The organism is Pseudomonas sp. OV546 (assembly GCF_900116845.1).
Lineage (GTDB): Bacteria > Pseudomonadota > Gammaproteobacteria > Pseudomonadales > Pseudomonadaceae > Aquipseudomonas > Aquipseudomonas petroselini.
The window spans coordinates 1-25,051 of the sequence record NZ_FPCE01000004.1 but is presented as its reverse complement, the minus strand read 5'-3'; the positions used below and the strand labels follow the sequence as shown (position 1 = coordinate 25,051).

At 61.2% G+C, this 25,051-nt stretch carries 24 protein-coding genes; 9 read left to right on the top strand and 15 right to left on the bottom strand.

Features of this window, described 5'->3' with window-relative positions; genetic code table 11:
- Positions 1–291: 291 nt before the first annotated feature.
- Positions 292–1,140 carry a MaoC family dehydratase gene (locus BM403_RS10600; RefSeq protein ID WP_093542728.1) on the bottom strand — a complete coding sequence of 283 codons (849 nt, stop codon included), beginning with the start codon at positions 1,138–1,140 and terminating at the stop codon, positions 292–294.
- A 2-nt stretch (positions 1,141–1,142) separates the two neighbouring features.
- Positions 1,143–2,486: a 3-oxoacyl-ACP reductase gene (locus BM403_RS10595; RefSeq protein WP_093542726.1), complete on the bottom strand. Its 1,344-nt coding sequence runs from the start codon at positions 2,484–2,486 to the stop codon at positions 1,143–1,145.
- Positions 2,487–2,600: 114 nt separating this feature from the next.
- On the opposite strand from BM403_RS10595, the gene BM403_RS10590 reads away from it, so the two are divergent.
- A complete protein-coding gene (locus BM403_RS10590) occupies positions 2,601–3,878 on the top strand; it encodes an acetyl-CoA C-acetyltransferase (protein WP_012722034.1) in 1,278 nt (425 codons plus the stop codon).
- Between the two features lie 134 nt (positions 3,879–4,012).
- A complete protein-coding gene (locus tag BM403_RS10585) occupies positions 4,013–4,912 on the top strand; it encodes a PA4780 family RIO1-like protein kinase (RefSeq protein ID WP_012722035.1) in 900 nt (299 codons plus the stop codon).
- An 83-nt stretch (positions 4,913–4,995) separates the two neighbouring features.
- Here the strand turns inward: BM403_RS10585 and cueR are convergent, their stop codons facing one another.
- The 3 genes from cueR to BM403_RS10570 form a co-directional block, all read right to left on the bottom strand.
- Positions 4,996–5,397 carry a Cu(I)-responsive transcriptional regulator gene (cueR, locus tag BM403_RS10580; RefSeq protein ID WP_012722036.1) on the bottom strand — a complete coding sequence of 134 codons (402 nt, stop codon included), beginning with the start codon at positions 5,395–5,397 and terminating at the stop codon, positions 4,996–4,998.
- The gene (locus BM403_RS10575; protein ID WP_093542724.1) at positions 5,394–7,595 is read right to left on the bottom strand and encodes a heavy metal translocating P-type ATPase; all 2,202 of its coding nucleotides are present in this window, start codon (positions 7,593–7,595) and stop codon (positions 5,394–5,396) included. Before BM403_RS10575 ends, cueR begins: the two co-directional genes overlap by 4 nt.
- A gap of 66 nt (positions 7,596–7,661) precedes the next feature.
- Positions 7,662–8,042, bottom strand: a complete 381-nt coding sequence (locus BM403_RS10570; protein ID WP_093542722.1) for a hypothetical protein — start codon at positions 8,040–8,042, stop codon at positions 7,662–7,664.
- A 147-nt stretch (positions 8,043–8,189) separates the two neighbouring features.
- Between BM403_RS10570 and BM403_RS10565 the strand changes: the two genes are divergently transcribed.
- Both BM403_RS10565 and BM403_RS10560 read left to right on the top strand, forming a co-directional pair.
- Positions 8,190–8,387 carry a heavy-metal-associated domain-containing protein gene (locus tag BM403_RS10565; RefSeq protein WP_012722039.1) on the top strand — a complete coding sequence of 66 codons (198 nt, stop codon included), beginning with the start codon at positions 8,190–8,192 and terminating at the stop codon, positions 8,385–8,387.
- 85 nt (positions 8,388–8,472) lie between these two features.
- Complete coding sequence (locus BM403_RS10560) at positions 8,473–9,666, top strand: multidrug effflux MFS transporter (RefSeq protein WP_093542720.1); 1,194 nt, start codon at positions 8,473–8,475, stop codon at positions 9,664–9,666.
- Between the two features lie 8 nt (positions 9,667–9,674).
- On the opposite strand, the gene BM403_RS10555 is transcribed toward BM403_RS10560, so the two are convergent.
- The 3 genes from BM403_RS10555 to BM403_RS10545 all read right to left on the bottom strand — a co-directional run bounded on the left by BM403_RS10555 (position 9,675) and on the right by BM403_RS10545 (position 11,335).
- On the bottom strand, positions 9,675–9,857 hold the full coding sequence (locus tag BM403_RS10555) for a hypothetical protein (protein WP_010213424.1): 183 nt from the start codon (positions 9,855–9,857) through the stop codon (positions 9,675–9,677).
- A gap of 146 nt (positions 9,858–10,003) precedes the next feature.
- Complete coding sequence (locus BM403_RS10550) at positions 10,004–11,017, bottom strand: zinc-binding alcohol dehydrogenase family protein (RefSeq protein WP_064052182.1); 1,014 nt, start codon at positions 11,015–11,017, stop codon at positions 10,004–10,006.
- A 24-nt stretch (positions 11,018–11,041) separates the two neighbouring features.
- The gene (locus BM403_RS10545) at positions 11,042–11,335 is read right to left on the bottom strand and encodes a putative quinol monooxygenase (RefSeq protein ID WP_012722042.1); all 294 of its coding nucleotides are present in this window, start codon (positions 11,333–11,335) and stop codon (positions 11,042–11,044) included.
- A gap of 117 nt (positions 11,336–11,452) precedes the next feature.
- On the opposite strand from BM403_RS10545, the gene BM403_RS10540 reads away from it, so the two are divergent.
- Together BM403_RS10540 and BM403_RS10535 are read left to right on the top strand one after the other, a co-directional pair.
- A complete protein-coding gene (locus BM403_RS10540) occupies positions 11,453–12,379 on the top strand; it encodes a LysR family transcriptional regulator (protein ID WP_093542718.1) in 927 nt (308 codons plus the stop codon).
- A gap of 136 nt (positions 12,380–12,515) precedes the next feature.
- The gene (locus BM403_RS10535; RefSeq protein WP_046033990.1) at positions 12,516–13,205 is read left to right on the top strand and encodes an ArsR/SmtB family transcription factor; all 690 of its coding nucleotides are present in this window, start codon (positions 12,516–12,518) and stop codon (positions 13,203–13,205) included.
- A gap of 102 nt (positions 13,206–13,307) precedes the next feature.
- Here BM403_RS10535 and BM403_RS10530 read toward each other — a convergent pair whose 3' ends face one another.
- Positions 13,308–14,261 carry an adenosine deaminase gene (locus BM403_RS10530; protein ID WP_093542716.1) on the bottom strand — a complete coding sequence of 318 codons (954 nt, stop codon included), beginning with the start codon at positions 14,259–14,261 and terminating at the stop codon, positions 13,308–13,310.
- 194 nt (positions 14,262–14,455) lie between these two features.
- On the opposite strand from BM403_RS10530, the gene BM403_RS10525 reads away from it, so the two are divergent.
- Entirely contained in the window at positions 14,456–15,547 is a 1,092-nt protein-coding gene (locus BM403_RS10525; RefSeq protein WP_012722046.1) for a calcium:cation antiporter, read from the top strand.
- 137 nt (positions 15,548–15,684) lie between these two features.
- Here BM403_RS10525 and BM403_RS10520 read toward each other — a convergent pair whose 3' ends face one another.
- From BM403_RS10520 to BM403_RS10495, 6 genes are all read right to left on the bottom strand, one after another.
- Complete coding sequence (locus tag BM403_RS10520; RefSeq protein ID WP_093542714.1) at positions 15,685–17,043, bottom strand: 8-oxoguanine deaminase; 1,359 nt, start codon at positions 17,041–17,043, stop codon at positions 15,685–15,687.
- A 193-nt stretch (positions 17,044–17,236) separates the two neighbouring features.
- The gene (locus tag BM403_RS10515; protein ID WP_012722048.1) at positions 17,237–17,923 is read right to left on the bottom strand and encodes an SDR family oxidoreductase; all 687 of its coding nucleotides are present in this window, start codon (positions 17,921–17,923) and stop codon (positions 17,237–17,239) included.
- Between the two features lie 49 nt (positions 17,924–17,972).
- Positions 17,973–18,554: an IMPACT family protein gene (locus BM403_RS10510; protein WP_012722049.1), complete on the bottom strand. Its 582-nt coding sequence runs from the start codon at positions 18,552–18,554 to the stop codon at positions 17,973–17,975.
- A gap of 12 nt (positions 18,555–18,566) precedes the next feature.
- Positions 18,567–19,226 carry a TetR/AcrR family transcriptional regulator gene (locus BM403_RS10505; protein WP_012722050.1) on the bottom strand — a complete coding sequence of 220 codons (660 nt, stop codon included), beginning with the start codon at positions 19,224–19,226 and terminating at the stop codon, positions 18,567–18,569.
- A gap of 87 nt (positions 19,227–19,313) precedes the next feature.
- Positions 19,314–20,708 carry a uracil-xanthine permease family protein gene (locus BM403_RS10500; RefSeq protein ID WP_093542712.1) on the bottom strand — a complete coding sequence of 465 codons (1,395 nt, stop codon included), beginning with the start codon at positions 20,706–20,708 and terminating at the stop codon, positions 19,314–19,316.
- Positions 20,709–20,796: 88 nt separating this feature from the next.
- Positions 20,797–21,717: a LysR family transcriptional regulator gene (locus BM403_RS10495; RefSeq protein WP_093542710.1), complete on the bottom strand. Its 921-nt coding sequence runs from the start codon at positions 21,715–21,717 to the stop codon at positions 20,797–20,799.
- A gap of 126 nt (positions 21,718–21,843) precedes the next feature.
- On the opposite strand from BM403_RS10495, the gene BM403_RS10490 reads away from it, so the two are divergent.
- The gene (locus BM403_RS10490) at positions 21,844–23,193 is read left to right on the top strand and encodes an omega-aminotransferase AptA (RefSeq protein ID WP_012722053.1); all 1,350 of its coding nucleotides are present in this window, start codon (positions 21,844–21,846) and stop codon (positions 23,191–23,193) included.
- Positions 23,194–23,232: 39 nt separating this feature from the next.
- Complete coding sequence (locus BM403_RS10485; protein WP_012722054.1) at positions 23,233–24,726, top strand: CoA-acylating methylmalonate-semialdehyde dehydrogenase; 1,494 nt, start codon at positions 23,233–23,235, stop codon at positions 24,724–24,726.
- Positions 24,727–25,051: the final 325 nt, after the last annotated feature.

Sequence of the window (25,051 nt, the reverse complement as noted above, 5' to 3'; positions counted from 1 at the left end):
CGCACCTGTACAACCTTGGTTGTCTTCAAACGCTCACTATTTCTTGGGCTAGCGATGCGTTTGTCCGTGTGGCTATAACAGTCCCGGAGGTGCGTTCTCTCAATGCTCTACTTGGTATTAACGATTTATATAGAGCAGGGATGTACCGTTTAAGTGACTAATGCCAACGGTATAAGGTGAGGATGTATCAAGATGTATATCTGTTTTTTAACAATGACTTAGAAGAAAAAAGCGGACTTCAAAAAGTCCGCTATTACCTAGGGTGTATATATACAATTCATCAGTCTTATTTCAGGCAATCGGCTGCCACTTGCCTACCATATGTTCAATATCGCCCGCGCCTTTGAGCCACAACGCTCCGCTGGAACCGGCGGCACTCGTTAATAACGTCACTTCACTGGGCAGGCGCACGGGTTTCCTGAACTCGACGTGTATCTCCATATTGGCGGCGGGCAGGTGTTCGCCGAGGGCGGCGAGGGTGTGCGCCTTGTTCCACAGCCCGTGGGCGATGGCCTGGGGGAAGCCGAACAGCTTGGCGGTCAGGGCGCTGAGGTGGATCGGGTTGTAGTCGCCGGAGACCCGCGCATAACGGCGGCCGATATCGGCGGGCGCCTTCCAGCGGGACAGTTCGCTGACCTGGGTGGGGGAGGGTTGGGCGATATCCTCTGCTTCGCCTTCCAATTTCACCCCACGGCAGAGCATGCGGCTCTCGGCTTCCCACAGCAGGCCCAGGGAATCTTCGACCGTGGTCACCAGGTCAAAGGTGGCACCCTTGGGATGAGGCTTGAGGTTCTGCGTGTGTACGCCGACAGACAATTCGCTGACACCACCGAGCGGGCGATGGATGCGGATGCGGTTACTCAGGTGAATCAGCCCCAGCAGCGGGAAGGGAAAGCTTTTATCGGTGAGTAACTGCATCTGCAGGCCGAACGCCAGGACGTGCGGATAAGTCGCCGGCAAGAGAGGGCTGTCGGCAAAACCGCAGACCTTGCGATAGGCCGCCACCTGCTTGGGGTTGATGCTCACCCGGCAGCGCAATCCGTGTTCAGGCAAGGTGCTGCCGGTGATCTTGCGTTTGAGCGCCGCGCGCCAATACAGCGGCGGCAGAAATGGCGTAGTGCCCAGCGTCTTCCATTGCATGCTTACGCTCCCAAGAGACTTTGCCCACATACCCGCAGCGCTTGCCCGCTGACTGCACCGGAACCCGGTTGGCCCAGCCACGCCACCGCTTCGGCGACGTCCTGCGGCAGGCCGCCCTGGCCCAGCGAACTCATGCGTCGCCCGGCTTCACGCAAGGCGAACGGAATATGTGCGGTCATCTGGGTTTCGATAAAACCCGGTGCCACGGCGTTGATGGTGATGCCACGCTCTTTAAGCAGGGGCGCCCAAGCCTGTGCGAGGCCGATCAACCCCGCCTTGCTCGCCGCATAGTTGGTCTGCCCACGGTTACCGGCGATGCCGCTGATCGACGCCAGCAATACCACGCGGGCGTTGTCGTGCAGGGTGCCGCTGTCGAGCAGCGCCTGGGTCAGTACCTGTGGCGCATTGAGGTTGACCGCGAGCACCGCGTCCCAGTACTCCGGGGTCATGTTCGCCAGGGTTTTGTCACGGGTGATACCGGCGTTGTGCACCAGGATGTCCAGCCCATCGGGGAGGTGCTCGATCAATTGACGGGCGGCGTCTTCAGCACAGATATCCAGCGTGACGGTGCGTGCACCCAGGCGCGCGGCCAGGGCTTCGAGGTCGGCCTTGGCCTGAGGCACGTCGAGCAGGATCACGTCGGCGCCGTCGCGGGCCAGGGTTTCAGCGATGGATGCACCAATGCCTCGTGCGGCACCGGTGACCAGCGCCTTGCGCCCGGCCAGGGGGCGCGTCCAGTCTTCGACCGGCGTGGTGCAGGCCTCCAGGCGAATCACCTGGCCAGAGATGTAGGCGCTTTTCGGTGAGAGGAAAAAGCGCAGTGCGCCTTCCAATTGGTCCTCGGCACCGTCGCCGACGTAGAGCAATTGCAACACGCCGCCATTGCGCAGCTCTTTCGCCAGAGAGCGGCTGAAACCCTCCAGGGCGCGCTGGGCGCTGGCGGCGAAGGGGTCGCTGAGGCTTTCCGGCGCACGGCCGAGGATCACCAGGTGCGCGCTGTTATCCAGGTTTTTCAGCAGCGGTTGGAAGAATTCGCGCAGCTGTTTGAGTTGATCAGTGTGTTGCAATTCGCTGGCGTCGAACACGACCGCCTTGAGTGTGGGGCCATGGCCGGGAATCCACGTCGACGTCTCGGCGCCGTAGGTGTAAATGGCGTCGGTGAGCCGGTTGGCAAATGCCTGTACCTGAGTGGCCAGCGCACCGCCGCCCAGCAGCAATGCGCCCTCCACCGGACGCAGGCGCCCGGCCTGCCAGCGTTCCAGGCGTACCGGTGACGGCAGGCCAATGGCGGCGACCAGGCGATGGCCGAGGCTTGAGTTGGCGAAGTCGATATAACGGTCAGACATGGAACGCTCTCCGAAGGCTGGGGTTCAAAGGGTGGACCACCCCGGGGTGGCAGTCGTTCGATTGAGCCTAGGCTAGGCTTGGTGATTCCACCTACAACCATCAGGGAGCTTTTCATGACTCAATTGCGCCGTGTAGCGATCATTGGCGGTAACCGCATTCCTTTCGCCCGCTCCAATGGCCCTTATGCCACGGCGAGCAACCAGGCGATGCTGACCGCCGCCCTGGAAGGCCTGATCGAGCGCTACAACCTGCACGGCCTGCGCATGGGCGAAGTGGCTGCCGGTGCGGTGCTCAAGCATTCGCGGGACTTCAACCTCACCCGTGAATGTGTGCTGGGCTCGCGTCTGTCGCCGCAAACCCCGGCCTATGATATTCAGCAGGCATGCGGCACCGGCCTGGAAGCCGCGTTGCTGGTGGCCAACAAGATCGCCCTGGGGCAGATTGAGTGCGGGATTGCCGGTGGGGTGGACACCACCTCCGACGCGCCGATCGGTGTAAATGAAGGCCTGCGCAAGCTTCTGCTGCACGCCAACCGCAGCAAGTCCATGGCGGATAAATTAAAACTGCTGTTACAACTTCGTCCCCATCACCTCAAGCCGGAACTGCCGCGTAACGGCGAACCCCGTACCGGTTTGTCCATGGGCCAGCACTGCGAGTTGATGGCGCAGACCTGGCAGATCCCCCGCGCCGAGCAGGACCAGTTGGCCCTCGAAAGCCATCAGAAAATGGCCGCGGCCTACGCCGAAGGCTGGCACAACGATTTGCTCACACCGTTTCTGGGCCTGACCCGCGACAACAACTTGCGGCCCGACCTTACCCTGGAAAAACTCGCCGCGCTCAAGCCCGCCTTCGAGCGCAGCGAAAAGGGCACGCTCACCGCCGGCAATTCCACGCCGCTCACCGATGGCGCGTCGCTGGTGCTGCTGGGCAGTGAGGCCTGGGCCCAGGCGCGTGGTTTACCGATCCTCGCGTATTTGCGTGACGGCGAAGCGGCGGCGGTGGACTTCGTCAACGGTGCCGAAGGCCTGCTGATGGCGCCGGTGTACGCGGTGCCGCGACTGCTGGCGAGAAATGGCCTGACGCTGCAGGACTTCGATTACTACGAGATCCACGAAGCGTTCGCTGCCCAAGTTTTGTGCACGCTCAAGGCCTGGGAAGACGCGGACTACTGCAAGACGCGCCTCGGGCTGGACGCACCCTTGGGGTCCATCGACCGCAGCCGGCTGAATGTGAAGGGCAGCTCCCTGGCCGCCGGGCACCCGTTTGCCGCCACGGGTGGGCGTATCGTCGCCAACCTGGCCAAGTTGCTGGATGCGGCGGGCAAGGGCCGTGGCCTGATTTCGATCTGCGCGGCGGGTGGCCAGGGTGTTACGGCGATCATTGAGCGTTGATTGCGGCGAAAATTGGCATATTGGATGCATTCTTGAGCGGTCAGAGGTCGGTAGCCTCTCCCACCGGCGAGCCGATTGCCGTATAACGAGTGCCATACGCGTATTTGGTAATAAAGGACCCACAATAAAAGCTGATGAAGACTCCTAAACGCATTGAACCCCTGATCGAAGACGGTCTGGTCGACGAAGTGCTGCGCCCACTCATGAGTGGTAAAGAAGCAGCTGTTTATGTGGTGCGCTGCGGCAACGAATTGCGTTGCGCCAAGGTTTACAAGGAGGCGAACAAACGAAGTTTTCGTCAAGCGTCCGAATACCAGGAAGGCCGTAAGGTCCGTAACAGCCGGCAGGCCCGGGCCATGGCCAAGGGCTCCAAATTCGGTAAGAAAGAAACCGAAGATGCCTGGCAGAACGCTGAGGTGGCGGCTTTGTTCCGCCTGGCCGGTGCGGGCGTTCGCGTGCCCAAGCCGTACGACTTCCTTGAAGGCGTGCTGCTGATGGAACTGGTGGCCGACGAGTACGGTGACGCGGCGCCGCGTCTGAATGACGTGACACTGGAGCCGGACCAGGCGCGTGAATACCACGCCTTCCTGATTTCCCAGATCGTGCTGATGCTGTGTACCGGCCTGGTGCACGGTGACTTGTCCGAGTTCAACGTGCTGCTTACGCCAACGGGCCCGGTGATCATCGACCTGCCCCAGGCGGTGGATGCGGCGGGCAATAACCACGCGTTCAACATGCTGGAGCGGGACGTGGGCAACATGGCTTCCTACTTCGGGCGTTTTGCCCCAGAGTTGAAGGCGACCAAGTACGCCAAGGAAATGTGGGCCCTTTACGAAGCCGGCACCCTGCACCCAGCCAGCGTCTTGACCGGCGAGTTCGACGAGCCGGAAGAGTTGGCGGACGTCGGCGGTGTGATCCGCGAGATCGAAGCGGCGCGGCTGGATGAAGAGCGCCGCCAGGCGATTCGGGCTGCCGATGATGCGCCTCCGAGCAAGGTGCCGGACGAGCCCCCGCCGCCGCCTTGGATGCAGTGATTTCCAGATAAGTGGAGATCAAAAATGTGGGAGGGGGAAGCCCCCTCCCACATTTGGTTTTGTGTGTGTCCAGTTAGATCCGCTCAGGCGCAGCAGCTTCCGGACGCCAACTCCTTGAGTATCGGACAATCCGGCCGATCATCGCCCTGACAGTGCTCCACCAGGTCTTGCAAGGTATCGCGCAATTGCCCCAGTTCCAGGATCTTCTGGTTCAGCGCCTCAATATGCTGGCGCGCCAACGCCTTCACATCGGCACTCGCCCGTTGCCGGTCCTGCCACAGGGTCAGCAGCTTGCCGACCTCTTCCAATGAAAAACCCAAATCCCGCGACCGCTTGATAAACGCCAGGGTGTGCAAGTCGTCGCTGCCGTACACGCGATAGCCACTGTCGGTGCGGTGGGCAGCCTTGAGCAGGCCGATGGACTCGTAGTAGCGAATCATCTTGGCGCTGAGCCCGCTCTGGCGTGCGGCTTGGCCGATGTTCATGGGCGTTGATCCTCCAAGTTCTTAGGCTTCCACGTCTTCAACAGTAATGCATTGCTCACCACGCTGACGCTGGACAAGGCCATCGCTGCACCCGCGAGTACCGGGTTGAGCAGGCCGAACGCCGCCAGGGGAATGCCGATCAGGTTATACACAAAGGCCCAGAACAGGTTCTGGCGGATTTTGGCGTAGGTCTTGCGGCTGATCTCCAGCGCAGCAGGCACCAGGCGCGGGTCGCCGCGCATCAGGGTGATACCGGCCGCGTGCATGGCCACGTCGGTACCGCCCCCCATGGCGATGCCGATATCGGCAGCGGCCAGGGCCGGGGCGTCGTTGATGCCGTCGCCGACCATGGCCACCACGCCGGTTTTTTTCAACGCGACGACGGTGGCGGCTTTGTCGGCGGGCAGCACTTCGGCGTGCACATCGTCGATGCCCAGCGCCTCGGCGACCACACGGGCGCTGCCGCGATTATCGCCGGTGAGCAAATGGCTGCTGATGTGCTGGGCCTTGAGTTGCTCCACCGCCTCCAGTGCACCGGGCTTGAGTGTGTCGCCAAACGCGAACAGCCCCAGCACACGTGGTTGCGCACCTTGCTCGATCAGCCAGGACAACGTGCGGCCCTCGGCTTCCCAGGACTTGGCGGAGTCGGCGAGGTCGCCTGCGCTCAAGCCGCTTTCTTCCAGCAGGCGACGGTTACCCAAGGCCAACGGCCGGCCATCGAGCGTGCCGGCGATGCCGCGTCCGGTCAGGGATTGGCTGGCCGTCACATCGGCCACGGTCAGGCCTTTTTCGTTGCAGGCATCCAGTACGGCCTTGGCCAACGGGTGTTCGCTGCCGCGTTGCAGCGCGCCGGCTTGTTGCAGCAGTAAGGCTTCGTTGCCATCCACCGCGGCCAGGTGGGCAATCCTAGGCGTGCCGGAAGTGAGAGTGCCGGTCTTGTCGAAGACCACGGCGCTCACTGCATGGGCTCGTTCCAGGGCTTCGGCGTCCTTGATCAGGATGCCGTGGCGCGCGGCAACGCCGGTGCCGGCCATGATCGCGGTCGGTGTGGCCAGGCCCAGGGCGCAGGGGCAGGCGATCACCAGTACGGCGACGGCATTGATGATCGCCGTTTCCAGGGGCGCGCCATACAGCCACCAGCCCACCAGCGTGACCAACGCCAGCACCAGCACGGTCGGGACGAAGACCTGGCTGACTCTATCCACCAGCTTCTGGATCGGTGCCTTGGCGGACTGGGCGTCCTCGACCAGGCGGATGATCCGCGCCAGCACACTTTCGGCACCGAGGGCCAGGGTGCGTACCAGCAGGCGGCCTTCGCCGTTGATGGCGCCGCCGGTGACGTTATCGCCAGGTTGTTTGGGTACGGGCAGGCTTTCGCCGCTGATCAAGGCTTCGTCCGCGTGGCTTTGACCCTCCACCACTTCACCGTCCACCGGGAAGCGTTCGCCGGGTTTTACCAGTACCAGATCATTGAGCTTGAGGGCGTTGATGGCGACGTCTTCTTCACGACCGTCGAGTACTCGAATCGCCCGCTCAGGACGCAGGGCTTCCAAGGCGCGGATGGCGCTCGCGGTCTGGCGCTTGGCGCGGCTCTCCAGGTATTTGCCCAGCAGCACCAGGGCGATCACCACCGCCGAGGCTTCGAAGTACAGGTGCGGCGCCATGCCGGGGTGAGCGGTGAGCCATTCATAAATACTCAGGCCATAACCGGCGCTGGTGCCGATGGCCACCAGCAGGTCCATGTTGCTGGCACCGGCACGCACGGCTTTCCAGGCGGCGATATAGAAGCGCGCGCCGAAGATGAATTGCACCGGTGTGGCCAGGGCGAATTGTGCCCAGGCGGGCAGCATCCAGTGCAGGCCGAAGGGCTCGACCAGCATCGGCAGCACCAACGGCAATGCCAGCAGGATCGCCAGCAGCAGCGCCCAGCGCTCGTGGTGCAGGCGCTGGGCTTGGTTGGCGTCGGTGGTCGATTCGCTTTGGGGCAGGCTGGCGGTGTAGCCGGCCTTGTCGACAGCGGCGATGAGCACGCCGGGGTCCATCTGGCCCAGCACTTCAACGTGGGCGCGCTCATTGGCCAGGTTGACGCTGACGCTTTGCACCCCCGGCACCTTGCCCAGCGCGCGTTCGACCCGGCCGGCACAGCTGGCGCAGGTCATGCCGCTGATGGGCAGGTCAAAGGTGGTTGATCCATTCATGGGGCAGTCCTCCAGAAGACGTTGCCCGTAGGATCAACCTTGACCTGTGGGGAAGGTCAAGTGCCTTTAGTATTCCAGTGCGGCGGATTTGAGATACATGCCGTCCGGGCCCTGGGCGATGCGCAATTTGCGCACGTCACCGGCCTTGAGTGTGATGTTCTGCGCGGGCGGTGCCAGCAGTCCCGGCAGGCAGCCTGGGGTTTGGCCCGGCAGCAGTTTCAGGCGCAGCGATACATCGCCCGCGGGCAGGTTGAACGAGGTGGATTGTTCTTGAAACAGGCGCCCGGCTAGTTGGTCCTGGATGTACAGACCGATTTCGCAGTTGGTCGGCACTTCCAGGCGTTCCCGGGAAATGATCAGCACCGCATAGTCTTCTGCGGCGATGGCTTGGGGCGCAGCGGCGGACAGGCTCATCAGGCCGAGAAGGGCAAAAAACGACCAGCGCATGGCGAATGCTCCGTGGTGTGAATCAAAGATGGGTGAAGCTTGGCCGACGATGCCGCCGAATACCAGCCCGGCAGCTATTCGAGGAACTTGACCTTACCATCGTGGCAAGGTCGAGACTGGGTTCAACCTCATCAAAGGAGTCATGTCATGCAAGTATTCAGCGTTGAAGGAATGACCTGCGGCCATTGCGTTCGTGCGGTGACCCAGGCGGTGCAGAGCCAGGACCCGGCGGCCAGCGTGAAGGTCGACCTGGCGGCAAAGGAAGTGGGCGTCGACAGCCGCTTGTCTGCTGAGCAAGTGATCGCGGCGATCACCGAAGAGGGTTACAGCGCCAAGCTGGCCTGATGCGGAAAAATAGTTAGCGAGCTATCGTGTTCAATGCACCCAAGCGCGGCTAGACTATCGGGCTGCCGTCTCACTTGGGTGCCCGATGAACCTTCGCATAATCCTGATTCTGGGGGCCTTGAGCGCCTTCGCGCCGTTGGCGATCGATTTTTACCTGCCGGGCTTCCCGGCCATGGCCACGGCTTTCGCGACCGATGAAAAACACATCCAGCTGACCCTGGCGGTGTATTTCGCTGGCCTGGCCATCGGCCAATTGATCTATGGCCCGCTGGCGGACCGCTTTGGTCGACGCGGCCCGCTGCTCAGTGGGGTCACCTTGTTTACCTTGGCGTCCTTTGCGTGCGCCTTTGCACCTTCGCTGGAGTGGCTGATCGCAGCACGTTTTGTGCAGGCCCTGGGGGGCTGCGCGGGCATGGTGATTTCCCGTGCGGTGGTCAGCGACAAATGTGATCCCGTGGGCTCGGCCAAGGTTTATTCACAGTTGATGCTGGTGACGGGCCTGGCGCCGATTCTCGCGCCGTTGGCGGGTGGGCTGATGGTCGGTCTGTGGGGCTGGCAGTCGATTTTCCTGGCGCTGTCCCTATTCAGCGTGATGGCGGCCATCGCCGTGGCGGTCGGTTTGCCGGAAACCTTTCCCGCCCACCAGCCGCGTCAGCCGCTGTCCGGGTCGCTGCGACGCTATGGGGCGCTGTTGTCCGATCGGGTTTACCTCGGCTATGCCTTGACCGGTGGTATTTCGATTGCCGGGATGTTTGCCTACATCGCCGGTTCACCGTTCGTGTTTATCAAGCTGTACGGCGTACCCGCCGAGCACTACGGCTGGCTGTTTGGTTCCAACGCGGCGGGCTTCATATTGGTGGCGCAGGTCAACGCGCGGCTGCTGGCCAAGCGCGGCCCGGCTTTTTTGCTATCGCGCACGGTATGGGTGTACCTGCTGGCGGCGTTGACGTTGCTCGGCATCGCGGCCTTGCGCACCGATGCGCTGTGGCCATTGCTGGTGCCGTTGTTTATCTGTATCGCCAGCCTCGGCTGCATTTTGCCCAATACCTCGGCGTGCGCCATGAGCGGGCAGGGTGCACGGGCCGGTAGCGCTTCGGCGTTGCTCGGCTGCATCCAGTTTGGCGTGGCGGCGGGGGCTGCGTCGTTGGTGGGCGTGTTGCACGACGGCACCGCAATGCCGATGGCGATGGTCATCAGTTTGTGCGGGGTATTGGCCGTGACGATTGCGATGTCGACCCAGCGCCTGCAACGCAAACGGGCCTTGCAGGCGCAGGTCTGAACAGTGGTTCAGCCAGCGGCGGAGCGTTGCTGGCTGTTTGGAAAACGGTGGGGCGCCTGGATACGGGCTTGCAGGGTGTCGGCAAAGGCACGCGCCTCGGCCTCGGTGCGGAAGGTGAACGCGTCCTGGTCGAGACGGACCTGCCATTTATTGCCTGCGGATTTTGCTAACGCTTTTATCAGGATCTTCATTGCTGACTTCCTCACGTAAAAGAATCGTGGCAAAGGCGGCCAATATAAACCCGAATACGCTCACAAATATGACAAAGATCAACTCTCGGACTAGTGGTGTCGTCCATTACTCACATGAATAATGGACGACCCTGACAGCCGTTTTTTCAGAACCCTTCCAGCACGATCTTGCCTTTGGCCTTGCCGCTTTCCAGCAGCGCATGGGCGCGTCGCAGATTCTCTGCATTGATCACACCGAAGTGCTCGCCCACCGTGGTTTTCAGGGTGCCCGCGTCGATCAGGTCGGCCACGCGATTGAGCAGGTTGTGCTGTTCGATCATGTCCGGCGTCTCGAACATCGAACGCGTGTACATGAACTCCCAGTGCAGCGACAGGCTCTTGCGCTTGAGCTTGCTGACGTCCAGTGCCTTGGGATCGTCGATCAGTGCCAGCTTGCCCTGGGGTTGCAGGGCTTCCACCAGTTGGTCCAGGTGATGATCCGTCTGGGTCAGGCTGGCGACGTGGGTCACTTGCGGGTGTCCGGCGGTTTTCAGCGCTTCGCTCAGCGGTTGGCTGTGGTCGATCACCAGGTCCGCACCGAGTGACTTGGCCCATTCCTGGGTTTCCGGGCGCGACGCCGTGCCGATCACGGTCAAGGCGGTGAGCTGGCTGGCCAATTGCGTCAGGATCGACCCCACGCCACCGGCAGCGCCGACGATCAGCAGGCTCTGGCCTTCATCCTTTTTGCCTTCACGCACTTGCAGGCGTTCGAACAACAATTCCCAGGCGGTAATGGCGGTCAGCGGCAGCGCAGCGGCGTCGCTGAAACCAAGGCTTTTCGGCATGTGGCCGACGATGCGCTCATCCACGGCGTGCAGTTCGCTGTTGCCGCCCGGGCGCACCAGGGAACCGGCGTAGAACACCTTGTCACCGGCCTTGAACAACGTCACTTCGCTGCCGACGGCCTTGACCACGCCGGCCACGTCCCAGCCCAGCACTTTGGCGGCGCCGTTTTCCGGGGCGACGTTCTGGCGCACCTTGGTGTCCACCGGGTTGACCGAGATGGCTTTGACTTCCACCAGCAGGTCGCGCGGGCCGGCGACGGGTGCTGGCAACTCGATGTCTTGCAGGGCGTTGGGATCGTTGATCGGCAGTGAGGCGTAGTAGGCAATAGCTTTCATGATGGCTCCGGAAAAGGGCGGTGATCAGGCGAGGAATTTCAGGCGCTTGAGTTCGAAGTGTTCGAGCACATCAGCCGCCTTGGCGCGAAAGCTCAGGATGTGCGCGCTCTGGTCATGGTCGGCCAGCGCGGCGTCATCGCTCCAGCGTTCGAGCATGTAGAAGGTTTCGGGGTGTTGCAGGTCCTGGTGCAGGTCGTACTGCTCGCAACCGGCTTCCAGGCGCGTGGGTTCCAGCAGGCCACGCAGCAAGGTTTCCAAGGTGGCCTGTTGGCCGGGCTTGGCGATCAGCGTGGCGATGACGTTAAAGGCTGTGGACATATTCAACTCCAGACACGTGATAAGCGGGATGCACAGATGATTGGCTATTTCCCGCCGCGATAAAAGCGGCTAAAACAGCAGTCTGTTTCAATAAAATTTTGATAATGGGCGGGATGCATGCTGCGTTTTGATGATTTGCAGTTGTTCGTGCGGGCGGCGGACTTGGGCAGCCTGTCCGCTGCGGCACGGGTGATGGACCTGTCGCCTGCGGTGGCCAGCGCGGCGCTCAAGCGTATCGAGCAGCAACTGGGCGCGCGTTTGCTGGCACGCTCCACGCGCAGCCTGCGCCTGACCGCCGAAGGCGAGGGTTTCCTGGAATACGCCCGCGCGGCGTTGAGCTCGCTGGATGAAGGACGACGCTTGTTGGCCAGCGGCCAGGACCATGTCAGCGGGGTGCTGCAACTCTCGGCCCCTTCGGATTTCGGGCGTAACCAACTGCTGCCGTGGCTGGACGAGTTCCAGCGTGAGTACCCGCAGCTCACCGTGCGCCTGCTGTTGGGCGATCGTATTGCCGATCTGTTCCGTCAACCGGTGGATATCGCCCTGCGTTACGGTGAGCCCGAGGATTCCAGCCTTGTCGCGCGGCCTGTCGCACCGAATAACGTTCGCGTGCTGTGTGCCTCCCCCAGTTACCTCGCTCGGCAGGGTGAACCTCGGCATCTGGAGCAATTGGCCCAACACAATTGCCTGCTGTATATGCTCGGCAGCCGGGTCCACGATCACTGGAGCTTTCACGATGGCAAACGTGAAGTCAGCCTGACGGTCAGCGGAGACCGTTTCAGTGACGATGCCGACGTCGTCCGCCGTTGGGCGGTGGCGGGTGTGGGCATTGCCTACAAGTCCTGGCTCGATGTCAGCACCGACGTGCTGGCTGGGCGATTGCGCGTGATCCTGCCTGAACTGCGTGGCGAGCGCACGCCGCTCAACCTGCTGTGCGCTCACCGTGCGCAACTGAGCAAGCCCATCAACCTGTTGCGGGAAATGCTCGTGTCCCGTTGTGCGACGTTGACCGCCCAGTTGTCGGAGCGATGGCACGCGAGGTAACGGCTTCCATCACAGTAGGAAATTTCACTCAGATCCCGTCCCTATCCACGCTGTCAGACGCGGTGGAACTGCGGGTGGGCGCCCCTATACTTTGGCGCCAACCTCATCAGAACAATAAATCGACAGGGAGTGAAAGATGGAAGCAGCGCCTTGTATCAGTCAGATCGCCAGCTTGCTCGCCGAGCCCAAACGCACCGCCATGCTGTGGGCCTTGATGGATGGCTCGGCCAAGTCGCCGGTAGAGTTGGCGACGCTCACCGGGTTATCGGCGACCTCCGCCAATGCGCATCTGGCGCGACTGACCGCGGGTGGTTTGTTGCGGGTGGAGGCCCGGCGTGGCAAGCGCTTGTTTCGCGTGGCCGCGCCTGATGTCAGCGCCGCCATCAATGCCATGGCCAGGACCACCATGGCCTGCGCCGTACGCAGTGCGCCGGACACGTTACCGCAACCGCTGGCGGCCCCGCCGTCGTTGCGCCATGCCCGGCTGTGCCATGGGCACCTAGGCGGCGAGCTGGGAGCGCAGCTGTATCAACATATGCTGGAGGCGGGGTGGATCGAGCGCTACGAGCAACGTACCGATGTCACGGTAAAGGGCGCGCAGCATTTGGCAGGCCTGGGTATTTTCACCCAGGCGCTGGCGTCGCCGCTGGTGTGTAACTGTTTCGACTGGAGCCAGCAGCAGCCGCACTTGGGCGGTGCGTTGGGGGCGGGGTTGTTGCAACTGTTTTTACAGTCGAATTGGATCAGCGTGATCAACGAGTCACAGGCGTTGCAGGTCAATGATCTCGAGCAGTTGGAAATCACCCGATTGGCCATACCTGCGTGATCCTGCGCGGTGGCGGCAGAGGGCAATGCTTAGCCGTTGTGGGAGCGGCGGTGCGACGTGCTCGCTCCCACAGTTAGCCTGCATTCACTCAGTGAGTGAGGCTTATGGCTTGACCAGACGCGCATCCAGGCTGTTCTGCGCCAGGCGTTTGGCTTGGTCCTGGGTCATGCCCAGCGAGGTGTACAACGCGTGGAAGTTCTCGGTGACATAACCGCCGAAGTAGGCCGGGTCATCCGAGTTCACCGTGACCTTCACGCCGCGCTCGAGCATGTCGAGGACGTTGTGTTGGGCCATGTCGTCGAACACGCACAGTTTGGTATTGGACAGTGGGCACACGGTCAGCGGAATCTGTTCGTCGATGATGCGCTGCATCAGGCGCTCGTCTTCGATGGCGCGTACGCCATGGTCGATGCGCTGGATTTTCAGCAGGTCGATGGCTTCCCAGATGTATTCGGGCGGGCCCTCTTCGCCGGCGTGGGCCACGGTGAGGAAGCCTTCGTGGCGGGCACGGTCGAACACACGCTGGAACTTGCTCGGCGGGTGACCCATTTCCGAACTGTCCAGGCCCACGGCCACGAACGCATCACGGAACGGCAAGGCCTGGTCGAGGGTTTTCTCGGCTTCGGCTTCGCTCAGGTGGCGCAGGAAGCTGAGGATCAAACCGCTGGTGATACCCAACTGCTGCTCGCCATCTTTCAGCGCAGCGGCGATGCCGTTCAGCACCACTTCGAACGGAATACCACGGTCGGTGTGGGTTTGCGGGTCGAAGAACGGTTCGGTGTGGATCACGTTCTGCTCTTTGCAACGCAGCAGGTAGGCCCAGGTGAGGTCGTAGAAGTCCTGGGAGGTGCGCAGCACATCGGCGCCCTTGTAGTACAGGTCGAGAAACTCTTGCAGGTTGTTGAAGGCGTAGGCCTTGCGCAGGGTTTCGACGTCGTTCCACGGCAGCGCGATCTTGTTGCGCTCGGCCAGGGCGAACAGCAGCTCCGGCTCCAGCGAGCCTTCCAGGTGCAGGTGCAGTTCAGCCTTGGGCAGGGCGTTGAGCCAATCGTACATTTTCTAAATTCTCATCAGGTGCAATGGCGGCATTCTACAGGCCATGGCCGAAATAATCGGCAAAACCTGACCAGCAGGAGAGTTTTGCTTTTATTTACGCAAGGGCCGTGTGAACTAAGGTGTAACGAAACATTAGCGGCTTGGCGCAGTCTGTACCCCATCAATGACTGATTTGCCGTACTAAAAGGCCCGTAATGCTCACATCCCTCAAGCAAGAAAAATTCATGCTGCTGGCGCTGATTGCCGCCATCGCCGCCTACCCTTTGGAGCACTGGATGCTCCATAGCGGGCAAATGGTGGCGCTGCTGGCCGGCGTGGCGCTGATCGGCTTTATCGTCGTGGCATCGATGCGCGTGGCTCATCACGCCGAGCAACTGGCGGAAAAGGTCGGCGACCCCTACGGCACCATGATCCTCACGCTCGCTGCGGTGCTGGTGGAAGTGGTGATCCTGGCGATCATGATGAGTAATGAACCGTCGCCCACCCTGGTGCGCGACACCATCTACTCGGCGGTGATGCTCGACATCAACGGGATTCTCGGCCTGGCCGCGCTGATGGGCGGCATCAAGCATGGCGAACAATCCTACAATGACGATTCGGCGCGCACCTACAGCGTGATGATCCTCACCGCCATGGGCGTGTCGATGGTGGTGCCGGAATTTATTCCCGAAGCCGACTGGAAAATTTACTCGGCCTTCACCATTGGCGCGATGGTGGTGCTTTACACCCTGTTCCTGCGCATGCAGGTGGGGCCGCACAGTTATTTTTTCAGCTACAGCTATCCGGAAAAACGCCGTAAGAAGCAGCCGCAAGAGCAGGACGCACCGTCGGTCAACCTGGCGTTCTCCATAGGCACCCTGGTGTTCGGGGTGATCGTGATTGGCGCGCTGGCCGAGGTGATGTCCAAGACGCTCGACCTGGGCCTGGAAGGTACGGGGGCGCCGCCGGTGATCACGGCGATCGTGGTCGCGGCTATTTCGGCGGCGCCGGAGATTTTGACCGCGTTGCGCGCTGCGTTGGCGAACCGCATGCAGTCGGTGGTGAATATCGCGTTGGGTGCATCGTTGTCGACGGTGATCTTGACGGTGCCGGTGATGGAGGCCATGGCGCTCTACACCGGCCAGCCGTTCCAGATGGCGATGACGCCGGTACAAACGGTGATGGTGTTTATCACGCTGATTGTCAGCGCGATCAACCTCAACGATGGCGAAACCAATGCCATTGAGGGGATGACGCATTTTGTGTTGTTTGCGACCTTTATCATGTTGTCGCTGCTGGGGTTGTAACCGGTTCTTCAAACCACCACAAAAACGAAGGTGGGAGGGGGCTTGCTCCCGATGACGGAGTGTCAGCCAGTACATGTATCGGCTGAACTACCGCTATCGGGGGCAAGCCCCCTCCCACATTTTGACCTGTGTTTGGCTTAGGTTCCGGCGATCAGTTGTTTCGCTGCCTGGCTGTGATCGGCGATCAGGCCTTTCAGATCCAGTCCTTCGACTTGGCCATCGATTACGCGCCACGTGCCGCCGATCATTACCCGATCTGCCCGATCAGCGCCGCACAACAGCAGTGCCGAGATCGGATCGTGGCTGCCGGAGAAGCGCAGCTCATCGAGCTTGAACAGCGCCAGGTCGGCCTGTTTGCCGACAGCCAACTCACCGATATCCGTACGCCCGAGTAACTGCGCCGAGCCTTTGGTCGCCCAGCCAAGTACACCTTCCGGGGTGATTTTTTCCGCGCCATAACGTAGACGCTGGATATACAAGGCCTGGCGGGTTTCGAGGATCATGTTCGACGCGTCGTTGGAGGCGGAACCGTCCACGCCCAGGCCGATGGGCGCGCCCGCAGCGAGCAGGTCCAGGGTCGGGCAGATGCCGGACGCCAGGCGCATGTTCGAGCTTGGGCAGTGGCAGATACCGGTGCCGGCGGCGCCCAGGCGCGCAATTTCATCCGGGTTGAAGTGAATGCCATGGGCCAGCCAGGTCCGCGGGCCGAGCCAGCCGACGCTGTCGAGGTAGTCCACGGTGCGCAGCCCGAAACGTTGGAGGCAGAAGTCTTCCTCGTCGAGGGTTTCCGCCAGGTGAGTGTGCAGGCGCACATCCAGGGTGTTTGCCAGTTCGGCGCTGGCTTGCATGATTTCCGGGGTGACGGAAAACGGTGAGCAGGGTGCCAGGGCAATCTGGATGTGTGCGCCATCGCCGCGTTGGTGGTATTCGCGGATCAGGCGCTGGCTGTCTTCGAGGATGACTTGGCCTTGTTGTACGGTCTGTTGCGGCGGTAGGCCACCGTCGGCTTCGCCCAGGCTCATGGAACCGCGGGTGAGCATGGCGCGCATGCCCAATTCGCGCACGCTGTCGACTTGCACGTCGATGGCGTTTTCCAGGCCGTCGGGGAAGAGGTAGTGGTGGTCAGCCGCCGTGGTGCAGCCCGAGAGCAGCAATTCTGCGAGTGCCACCTTGGACGCCAGGGCAAGTTTTTCCGGGGTCAGCCGTGCCCATACCGGGTACAGGGTTTTCAACCAGGGAAACAAGGGTTGATTGACCACCGGCGCCCAGGCGCGGGTCAGGGTTTGGTAGAAGTGATGGTGAGTGTTGATCAGCCCTGGCAGGACCACATGCTCACGCGCATCGAACACTTGGGTGCAGGGTTGTGCGGGTGCTTGGCCTTGGGCCAGTACTTCGCTGATCACACCGTCTTGCAGCACCAGGCCGCCACGGGCGTCGAGGCCGTTGGCAGTGAAAATGGCGAGGGGGTTTTTTAACCAGATACGGGTCGCAGGCATTGGCCGGCTCCTCTGAATGATGGGTTCAGGTTTGCCAGCTCAGTGTTGCCCTGTCTGCTGATCCAGGGTCGCCGGGGAGGGCGAGGTGCGTAGATTACGTGTAGTTCGAGATCTGGTCTACCTGTAGGAATACAGCGCGTTCAGTGTGGGAGGGAGCAAGCCCCCCTCCCTTCCACCTGTTCATCCTCGGTGGTTACCACGCGATGGTGTCGCCTTTGTAATCGATGAAGTGATGACCGCCTTTGCCAGTGTAGGCGTTCACTTGGTCAACCAGGCCACGCACGCTGGTGTCCACGTCGATGTGCGCGTTTTCGCCGCCCATATCGGTCTTCACCCAGCCCGGGTGCAACGACAGTACGGTCAACTTGTGATCACCCAACTGGGTGATAAAGCTGTTGGTCATGGAGTTGAGCGCGGCCTTGCTGGCTTTGTACAGCGCCAGGTCGGAGCCGTCGGGGATGGTTACGCTGCCCAATACCGAACTCATGAAAGCCAGTACGCCGCTGTCCTTGCGGATCTGCCCGACAAAGCGCTGGGCCAGGTTGATCGGCGCCACGGCGTTGGTAAAAAACAATTGGCCGACTTCGGCCAGGGTGGCGTGCCCCGGCTCCTGATTGGCAGGGCCTTTGACGCCGGCGTTGACGAACAGCAGGTCGAAGGTGCGTTCCTTGAGGCGTTGGGCCAGGGCGATCACGGCTTGCTGGTCGTCCATGTCGAGTTTTTCGATCTGGACCGGGCCAACGGCTTTCAGGGCATCGGCCTTGCTCGGATCACGCACGGTGGCGGTCACGTCCCAACCGTCCTGAAGCAGTTGCTTGACCAGGCCAAGGCCCAGCCCGCGCGAGGCGCCGATGATCAATGCGGTTTTTGGCGTAGACATGAAAAGCTTCCTTTGGAGTCGCGGTTCAGGGAGTGCAACGTTAGCAGTTTCAGCGGTGTAGCAGGATACGCCCACGGCTGAGGTCGGCGAGTTGAGTTTGCAGGGTGTCGATATGGGCTTCGCCCAAGGCGAGCTGCAACTCGACGCCGTTGGCGGTGAAGGTTTCTTCAATCACCAGCCCGCCCAGTTCAGCAACGCGCAATTTCACCAGGTTCAGCTCGGCGAACCCACAGGCGCAACTCAGCGGGACGCGGCTGATCAGTTCGATGCGTTCGGCATTTTGCAGGCATTTATTCGCGCCGCCGCCATACGCACGGGCGAGACCGCCGGTTCCCAGCTGGATGCCGCCGTACCAGCGAATCACCAGCACCGCAACCTGATCAAAACCCTGTGCCTCGATGGCCGCCAGGATCGGCCGTCCGGCGGTGCCGCCGGGTTCGCCGTCGTCATTGCTGCGGTATTGGTCGGCAAGTTTCCAGGCCCAGCAATTGTGCGTGGCGTTCAGGTCGCTGTACTGCTCGAAAAACGCCTGGGCGTCTTGCGGGCTGGTGATCGGGGCGGCGAGGGTGATAAAGCGGCTTTTGCGTATTTCTTCGCGAAACTCGCAAAGGCCGGTGAGCGTGAAAGGCATAAGTCGCTTCGTTTAATAGGCGGGCTTGATGCCACAGCCCTTGAGAATGATGTGGATCAGGTTGGTGCCGGCGTCTTCCATGTCCTGCTTGGTCAGCTTGGTGCGACCGGTGACGCGGCAGATCTGGGTGGCGAAGTCGGCGTAGTGCTGGGTGCTGCCCCACAGCAGGAAGATCAGGTGCACGGGGTCTATCGGGTCCATCTTGCCAGCGTCGATCCAGGCTTGGAACACGGCCGCGCGGCCGCTGAACCAGGCGCGGTAATCCTGGCTGAAATATTCGGTGAGGCATTCACCGCCGCTGATGATCTCCATGGCGAAGATCCGTGAAGCCTGGGGTTGGCGCCGTGAGAATTCCATCTTGGTGCGGATGTAGCGGGTGAGGGCCACGGCCGGATCATCCTCGGCGGTCAGCGCGTTGAAGGTGCTGTCCCACAGTTCGAGGATATTGCTGAGCACTGCGATATACAGGCCCAGCTTGTTGGTGAAGTAGTAGTGCAGATTGGCCTTCGGCAGCCCGGCACTGGCCGCGATGGTGTTCATGCTGGTGCCTTTGTAGCCATGGCGCGCGAACTCGTCTTCAGCAGCCTGGAGAATCGCTTGTTCGTTCTTTTGCCGAATGCGGCTGGCGGGTTTACCGGCTTGGTTGCTGTGGGCAGGAACTTCGAGGCTCATGGAGGTTTCCGTGCTGATCGATAGAGACGACGTGTGCACAGATAACCCACCCTCAAGCCTCAGACAAGTCCTGATGCAATAAAACCGTCAAAGCGGTTCCAGTGTGTCGCTTTCCGTTGTGTGGTTTGCGTCAGCACGGGCGGCTTTGGCTTCCGGCAATAACAGGCACAACACGATGGCTGTGAGCCCGCCGCTGGTGATGGCCGAATCGAACAGGTTCTGCACCAGCATGGGCATCAAGTGCAGCAGGTTCGGTTGGGCGGCGATGCCCAGGCCGACACCAAACGACGTGGCGATGATCAGCATGCTGCGCCGGTCCAGCGGTGCCTGGGCGAGGATGCGCACGCCGGCGGCGGCCACACTGCCGAACATCACCAGGGTTGCGCCGCCCAGTACCGGTTTGGGGATTTGCTGCAGCACTGCGCCGATCAACGGAAACAGGCCCAGGCCAAACAACACCACGCCGATATATAAGCCGACGTAACGGCTGGCCACGCCGGTGAGTTGGATCACGCCGTTGTTTTGCGCGAAGGTGGTGTTGGGGAAGGCGCTGAAGGTGGCGGCGATCATGCAGCTCACGCCATCGCCGAGTACGCCGCCCTTGAGCCGGCTTATATAGGAAGGGCCGCTGATGGGCTGGCGGGCGATCATGCAGTTGGCGGTGAGGTCGCCGACGGTTTCTATGCTGCTGATCAGATAAATCAGCGCGATCGGCAGGAAAGCGCTCCAGTCGAAGTTGAAACCGAAGCGAAACGGAATCGGCAGGCTCACCAGCGGCAGGTCGGGCAGGGCTTGGGGCACGAGTTTGCCGCTGAACCAGGCGGCCAGGCTGCCTAGGGCCAGGCCGATGATGATGGCCGAGAGGCGTACCCACGGCGTGTTGGAGCGGTTGAGCAGGATGATCGTCAACACCACGAACAGACCAAGCGCCAGGTTGGTGGGTGCGCCGAAGTCGGCGGCGTTGAAACCGCCGCCAAGGTCAGTGATGCCGACCTTGATCAAGCTGATGCCTATCAGGGTGATGACAATCCCGGTCACCAGCGGCGTGATGACCCGACGCAGTTGACCGATGAATCGGCTCAGCACGATCTGCACCGCGGCGCCGAAAAAGCACACGCCAAAGATCATCGCCATGATGTCTTCCGGGCTGCCGCCGCGTTGCTTCACCAGGAAGCCCGCCGACAGCACTGCGCCGAGGAACGCGAAGCTGGTGCCTTGCAGGCAGATCATCCCGGCGCCGATACCAAATGGCCTACGCGCCTGGATGAAGGTGCCCACACCGGAAACCATCAACGCCATGCTGATCAGGTACGGTAAATGCGCGGTGAGTCCCAAGGTAGAACCGATGATCAGCGGCGGGGTGATGATGCCAACAAAGGCGGCCAGCACGTGTTGCAGTGCAGCGAGGAAGGCCGGGGCAGGTTTCGGCCGGTCGTTGAGGCCGTAGATAAGGTCGCTGGGGCTGGAGGTTTCTGGTGGCATGGGGGGCAAACTCGAGTCGGACGGTTCTAGGTCCTTGTGCGCTTGCAAAAAGCTGTCCAGTTGCTCAGCTTTTCACAAAAGACCTGGGTTAGCGCGTTGCTGCCAGGCTTTCGAGGAAGCTTTCCAGCACCAAATGGGGGCGACGGCCCTTGCGCGTGACCGATGCGAGGCTCAAATCGTAAAAACGTGTAGCCGGTTTCAGCGCACGCAGTCGGCCTTGTTGTACCCACAGGCTGGCGTAGTGATCGGGCAAGTAGCCGATGTAGCGACCGGTGAGGATCAGGAAGGCCATGCCTTCGCGGTCGGAGGCGCTGGCGGTGCAGTTGAGGACTTGGTAATGGGCCTGGATCTCGGCGGGCAGGCGGAAGGTCGGGGCGATGGCGTCCTGGGCATCGATGCGTGCATCGTCCAGCTGCTTGTTTTCGGCATAGAACAACGGATGGCCCACCGCGCAGTAGAGCAGTGAACGCTCGCTGTACAGCGGCTGGTATTCCAACCCCGACAGGGCGCTGGCCTGGGGCACCACGCCGACATGCAGGCGGCCGTCGAGTACGCCTTGTTCAACTTCGTTGGGGGCGATCATACGGATCTGGATCTGCACGTCCGGGCCGCGCTCCTTCAATTGCGCGAGCGCGTGGGTGATGCGCATATGGGGCAGAGTGACGAGGTTGTCGGTGAGGCCGATGATCAGTTCCCCGCGCAGATGCTGGTGCAGGCCGTTGACCTCGGTGCGAAAGCTTTCCAAGGCACTTAATAGTTGCAGGGCCGATTGGTAGACCTCGCGACCCTCTTCGGTCAGGGAGAACCCGGCGCGGCCGCGTTGGCACAGTCTTAATCCGAGCCGTTGCTCAAGATCGCTCATTTGTTGGCTGATCGCCGAACGCCCGATGCCCAGCACGGTTTCCGCCGCCGAAAAGCCCCCGCACTCCACCACGCTGCGGAAGATGCGCAGCAGGCGGATATCAAAGTCGCTGACTTGCGCCAGGGGATCGGGTCGACGGCTGCTCATAGTTTAGTGAAGGCCTGACTGAAGGTTAGAAGAGTTGGATTTCACCGACTTTATCGCCGTGGCAATTTAGCTGCAACAACGCTCTTTCAATCCCGACGCTGCCTTTTGCCTTGCGAGGTTTTGCTGATGAACATGCCCGAAAACGCCCCATCGTCCCTGGCCAGCCAATTGAAGCTGGACGCTCACTGGATGCCGTACACGGCCAACCGTAACTTTCAGCGAGACCCGCGCCTGATCGTGGCGGCTGAAGGTAGTTGGTTGATTGATGACAAGGGGCGCAAGGTGTATGACTCGTTGTCGGGCCTGTGGACCTGCGGCGCCGGGCACACGCGTAAGGAGATCCAGGAAGCGGTCGCCAAGCAACTGGGGACTTTGGACTACTCGCCGGGCTTCCAGTACGGTCATCCGTTGTCCTTCCAACTGGCGGAAAAGATCACCGACCTGACCCCTGGCAACCTGAATCATGTGTTCTTCACCGATTCCGGCTCCGAGTGCGCCGATACCGCGGTGAAAATGGTGCGTGCGTACTGGCGCCTCAAAGGTCAGGCCACCAAGACCAAGATGATCGGCCGCGCCCGTGGTTATCACGGTGTGAACATCGCCGGTACCAGCCTGGGTGGCGTCAACGGTAACCGTAAGTTATTTGGCCAGGGCTTGATGGACGTTGACCATCTGCCGCACACGTTGCTGGCAAGCAATGCCTTCTCCCGCGGCATGCCGGAGCAGGGCGGTATCGCGTTGGCCGATGAGCTGCTCAAGCTGATTGAATTGCACGATGCGTCGAACATCGCTGCGGTGTTTGTCGAGCCGATGGCGGGTTCCGCTGGCGTGCTGGTGCCGCCTCAGGGTTACCTCAAGCGCCTGCGTGAGATCTGCGATCAACACAACATCCTGCTGGTGTTCGATGAAGTGATCACCGGTTTCGGCCGTACCGGCTCGATGTTCGGTGCCGACAGCTTCGGCGTGACCCCGGACCTGATGTGCATCGCCAAGCAAGTCACCAACGGCGCCATCCCGATGGGCGCGGTGATCGCCAGCAGCGAGATCTATCAGACGTTCATGAACCAGGCGACGCCGGAGTACGCAGTTGAGTTTCCGCACGGCTACACCTATTCGGCGCACCCGGTAGCCTGCGCCGCCGGCCTGGCTGCATTGGAGCTGTTGCAGAAGGAAAACCTGGTGCAGAGCGTCGCCGAAGTCGCCCCGCACTTTGAGAATGCGCTGCATGGCCTGAAGGGCAGCAAGAACGTCATCGACATCCGCAACTACGGGCTTGCGGGCGCTATCCAGATTGCCCCGCGTGACGGTGATGCGATCGTGCGCCCCTTTGAGGCCGGCATGGCCTTGTGGAAAGCCGGTTTCTACGTGCGTTTTGGTGGCGACACCCTGCAGTTCGGGCCAACCTTCAACAGCAAGCCGCAGGACCTGGATCGCCTGTTCGATGCGGTCGGCGAAGTGCTGAACAAGATCGACTGATTTCTCCTTCTATATAGAACAACTTTTCAGGAGCCCTGCATGAGCCTTATCCAGCATTTGATCAACGGCGAGTTGGTCAACGACAGCGGTCGCAGTGCCGACGTGTATAACCCGTCCACCGGGCAGGTGATCCACCAGGTGCCGTTGGCCAGCCGTGAAACCATTCAACAGGCGATCGACTCGGCCAAGGCGGCGTTCCCGGCTTGGCGTAATACCCCGCCCGCCAAACGTGCTCAGGTGATGTTCCGTTTCAAGCAATTGCTGGAACAGAACGAAGCGCGTATCTCGCAGTTGATCAGCGAAGAGCATGGTAAGACGCTGGAAGACGCCGCCGGTGAGCTGAAGCGTGGGATCGAAAACGTTGAGTACGCGTGCTCGGCGCCGGAGATTCTGAAGGGCGAGTACAGCCGTAACGTAGGGCCGAACATTGATGCATGGTCGGATTTCCAGCCGCTGGGGGTAGTGGCTGGTATCACGCCGTTCAACTTCCCGGCGATGGTGCCGTTGTGGATGTACCCGCTGGCGATTGTCTGCGGTAACTGTTTCATCCTGAAACCCTCGGAGCGTGATCCGAGTTCGACGCTCTTGATCGCACAACTGCTGCAGGAGGCGGGTCTGCCTAAAGGCGTGCTGAGCGTGGTGCACGGTGACAAGGGCGCTGTGGATGCGCTGATCGAAGCGCCGGAAGTGAAAGCGCTGAGCTTCGTGGGCTCGACGCCGATTGCCGAGTACATCTATTCCGAAGCGACCAAACGCGGTAAGCGCGTACAGGCACTGGGTGGCGCGAAGAACCACGCGGTACTGATGCCGGATGCGGACCTGGATAACGCCGTCAGTGCTTTGATGGGCGCGGCGTACGGTTCCTGCGGTGAGCGTTGCATGGCGATCTCGGTGGCTGTGTGCGTGGGTGACCAGGTGGCGGACGCGTTAATCGCCAAGCTGGTGCCGCAGGTCAAGGCGTTGAAGATCGGTGCGGGCACCTCTTGTGGTCTGGATATGGGGCCGTTGGTGACCGGTCAGGCGCGTGACAAAGTCAGTGGCTATATAGAAGACGGTGTTTCTTCGGGCGCCAAGTTGGTGGTGGATGGCCGTGGGCTGAGTGTTGCGGGCCATGAAGAGGGGTTCTTCCTGGGGGGCAGTCTGTTTGATCATGTGACGCCTGAAATGCGTATCTACAAAGAAGAGATCTTTGGGCCGGTGCTGTGCGTGGTGCGGGTGGCGAGCCTGGAAGCGGCGATGCAACTGATCAACGACCATGAATACGGTAACGGTACGTGTATCTTCACCCGTGATGGTGAAGCGGCGCGTCTATTCTGCGATGAGATTGAAGTGGGCATGGTGGGCGTTAACGTTCCACTGCCGGTGCCGGTGGCGTATCACAGCTTTGGTGGCTGGAAGCGTTCGCTGTTTGGCGACCTGCATGCCTATGGGCCGGATGGGGTGCGTTTCTATACCCGTCGCAAGGCGATTACACAGCGTTGGCCGCAACGGGCCAGCCATGAAGCGTCGCAGTTTGCCTTCCCTAGCCTGTAAGGTGTGCTAGAAAGCCGGCCCCTTGGGGCCGGCTTTTGCGTTTTTGAGCGCTTTTTGACCGATATGACAGAAATGTGAAAAAAGGTGTTGACGGCAGATTCTGGAAGTCTATAATTCGCCCCACTTCCGGCGCAGTCGAAACGGAAAACTGCTTGGTAAACAAAGAGTTACGCAGGGTTCGACAGCGAGTTGCTTCAGTTCATCGAGGCCCAGAAGGAGTTGGTAGAGCAGTGTTGTTTGGCTCTATTAACGTTTCGATCCTCTCGGTCGAAAGCGGAGAAAAAGAGGTGTTGACAGCAGCGTGTAACGCTGTAGAATTCGCCTC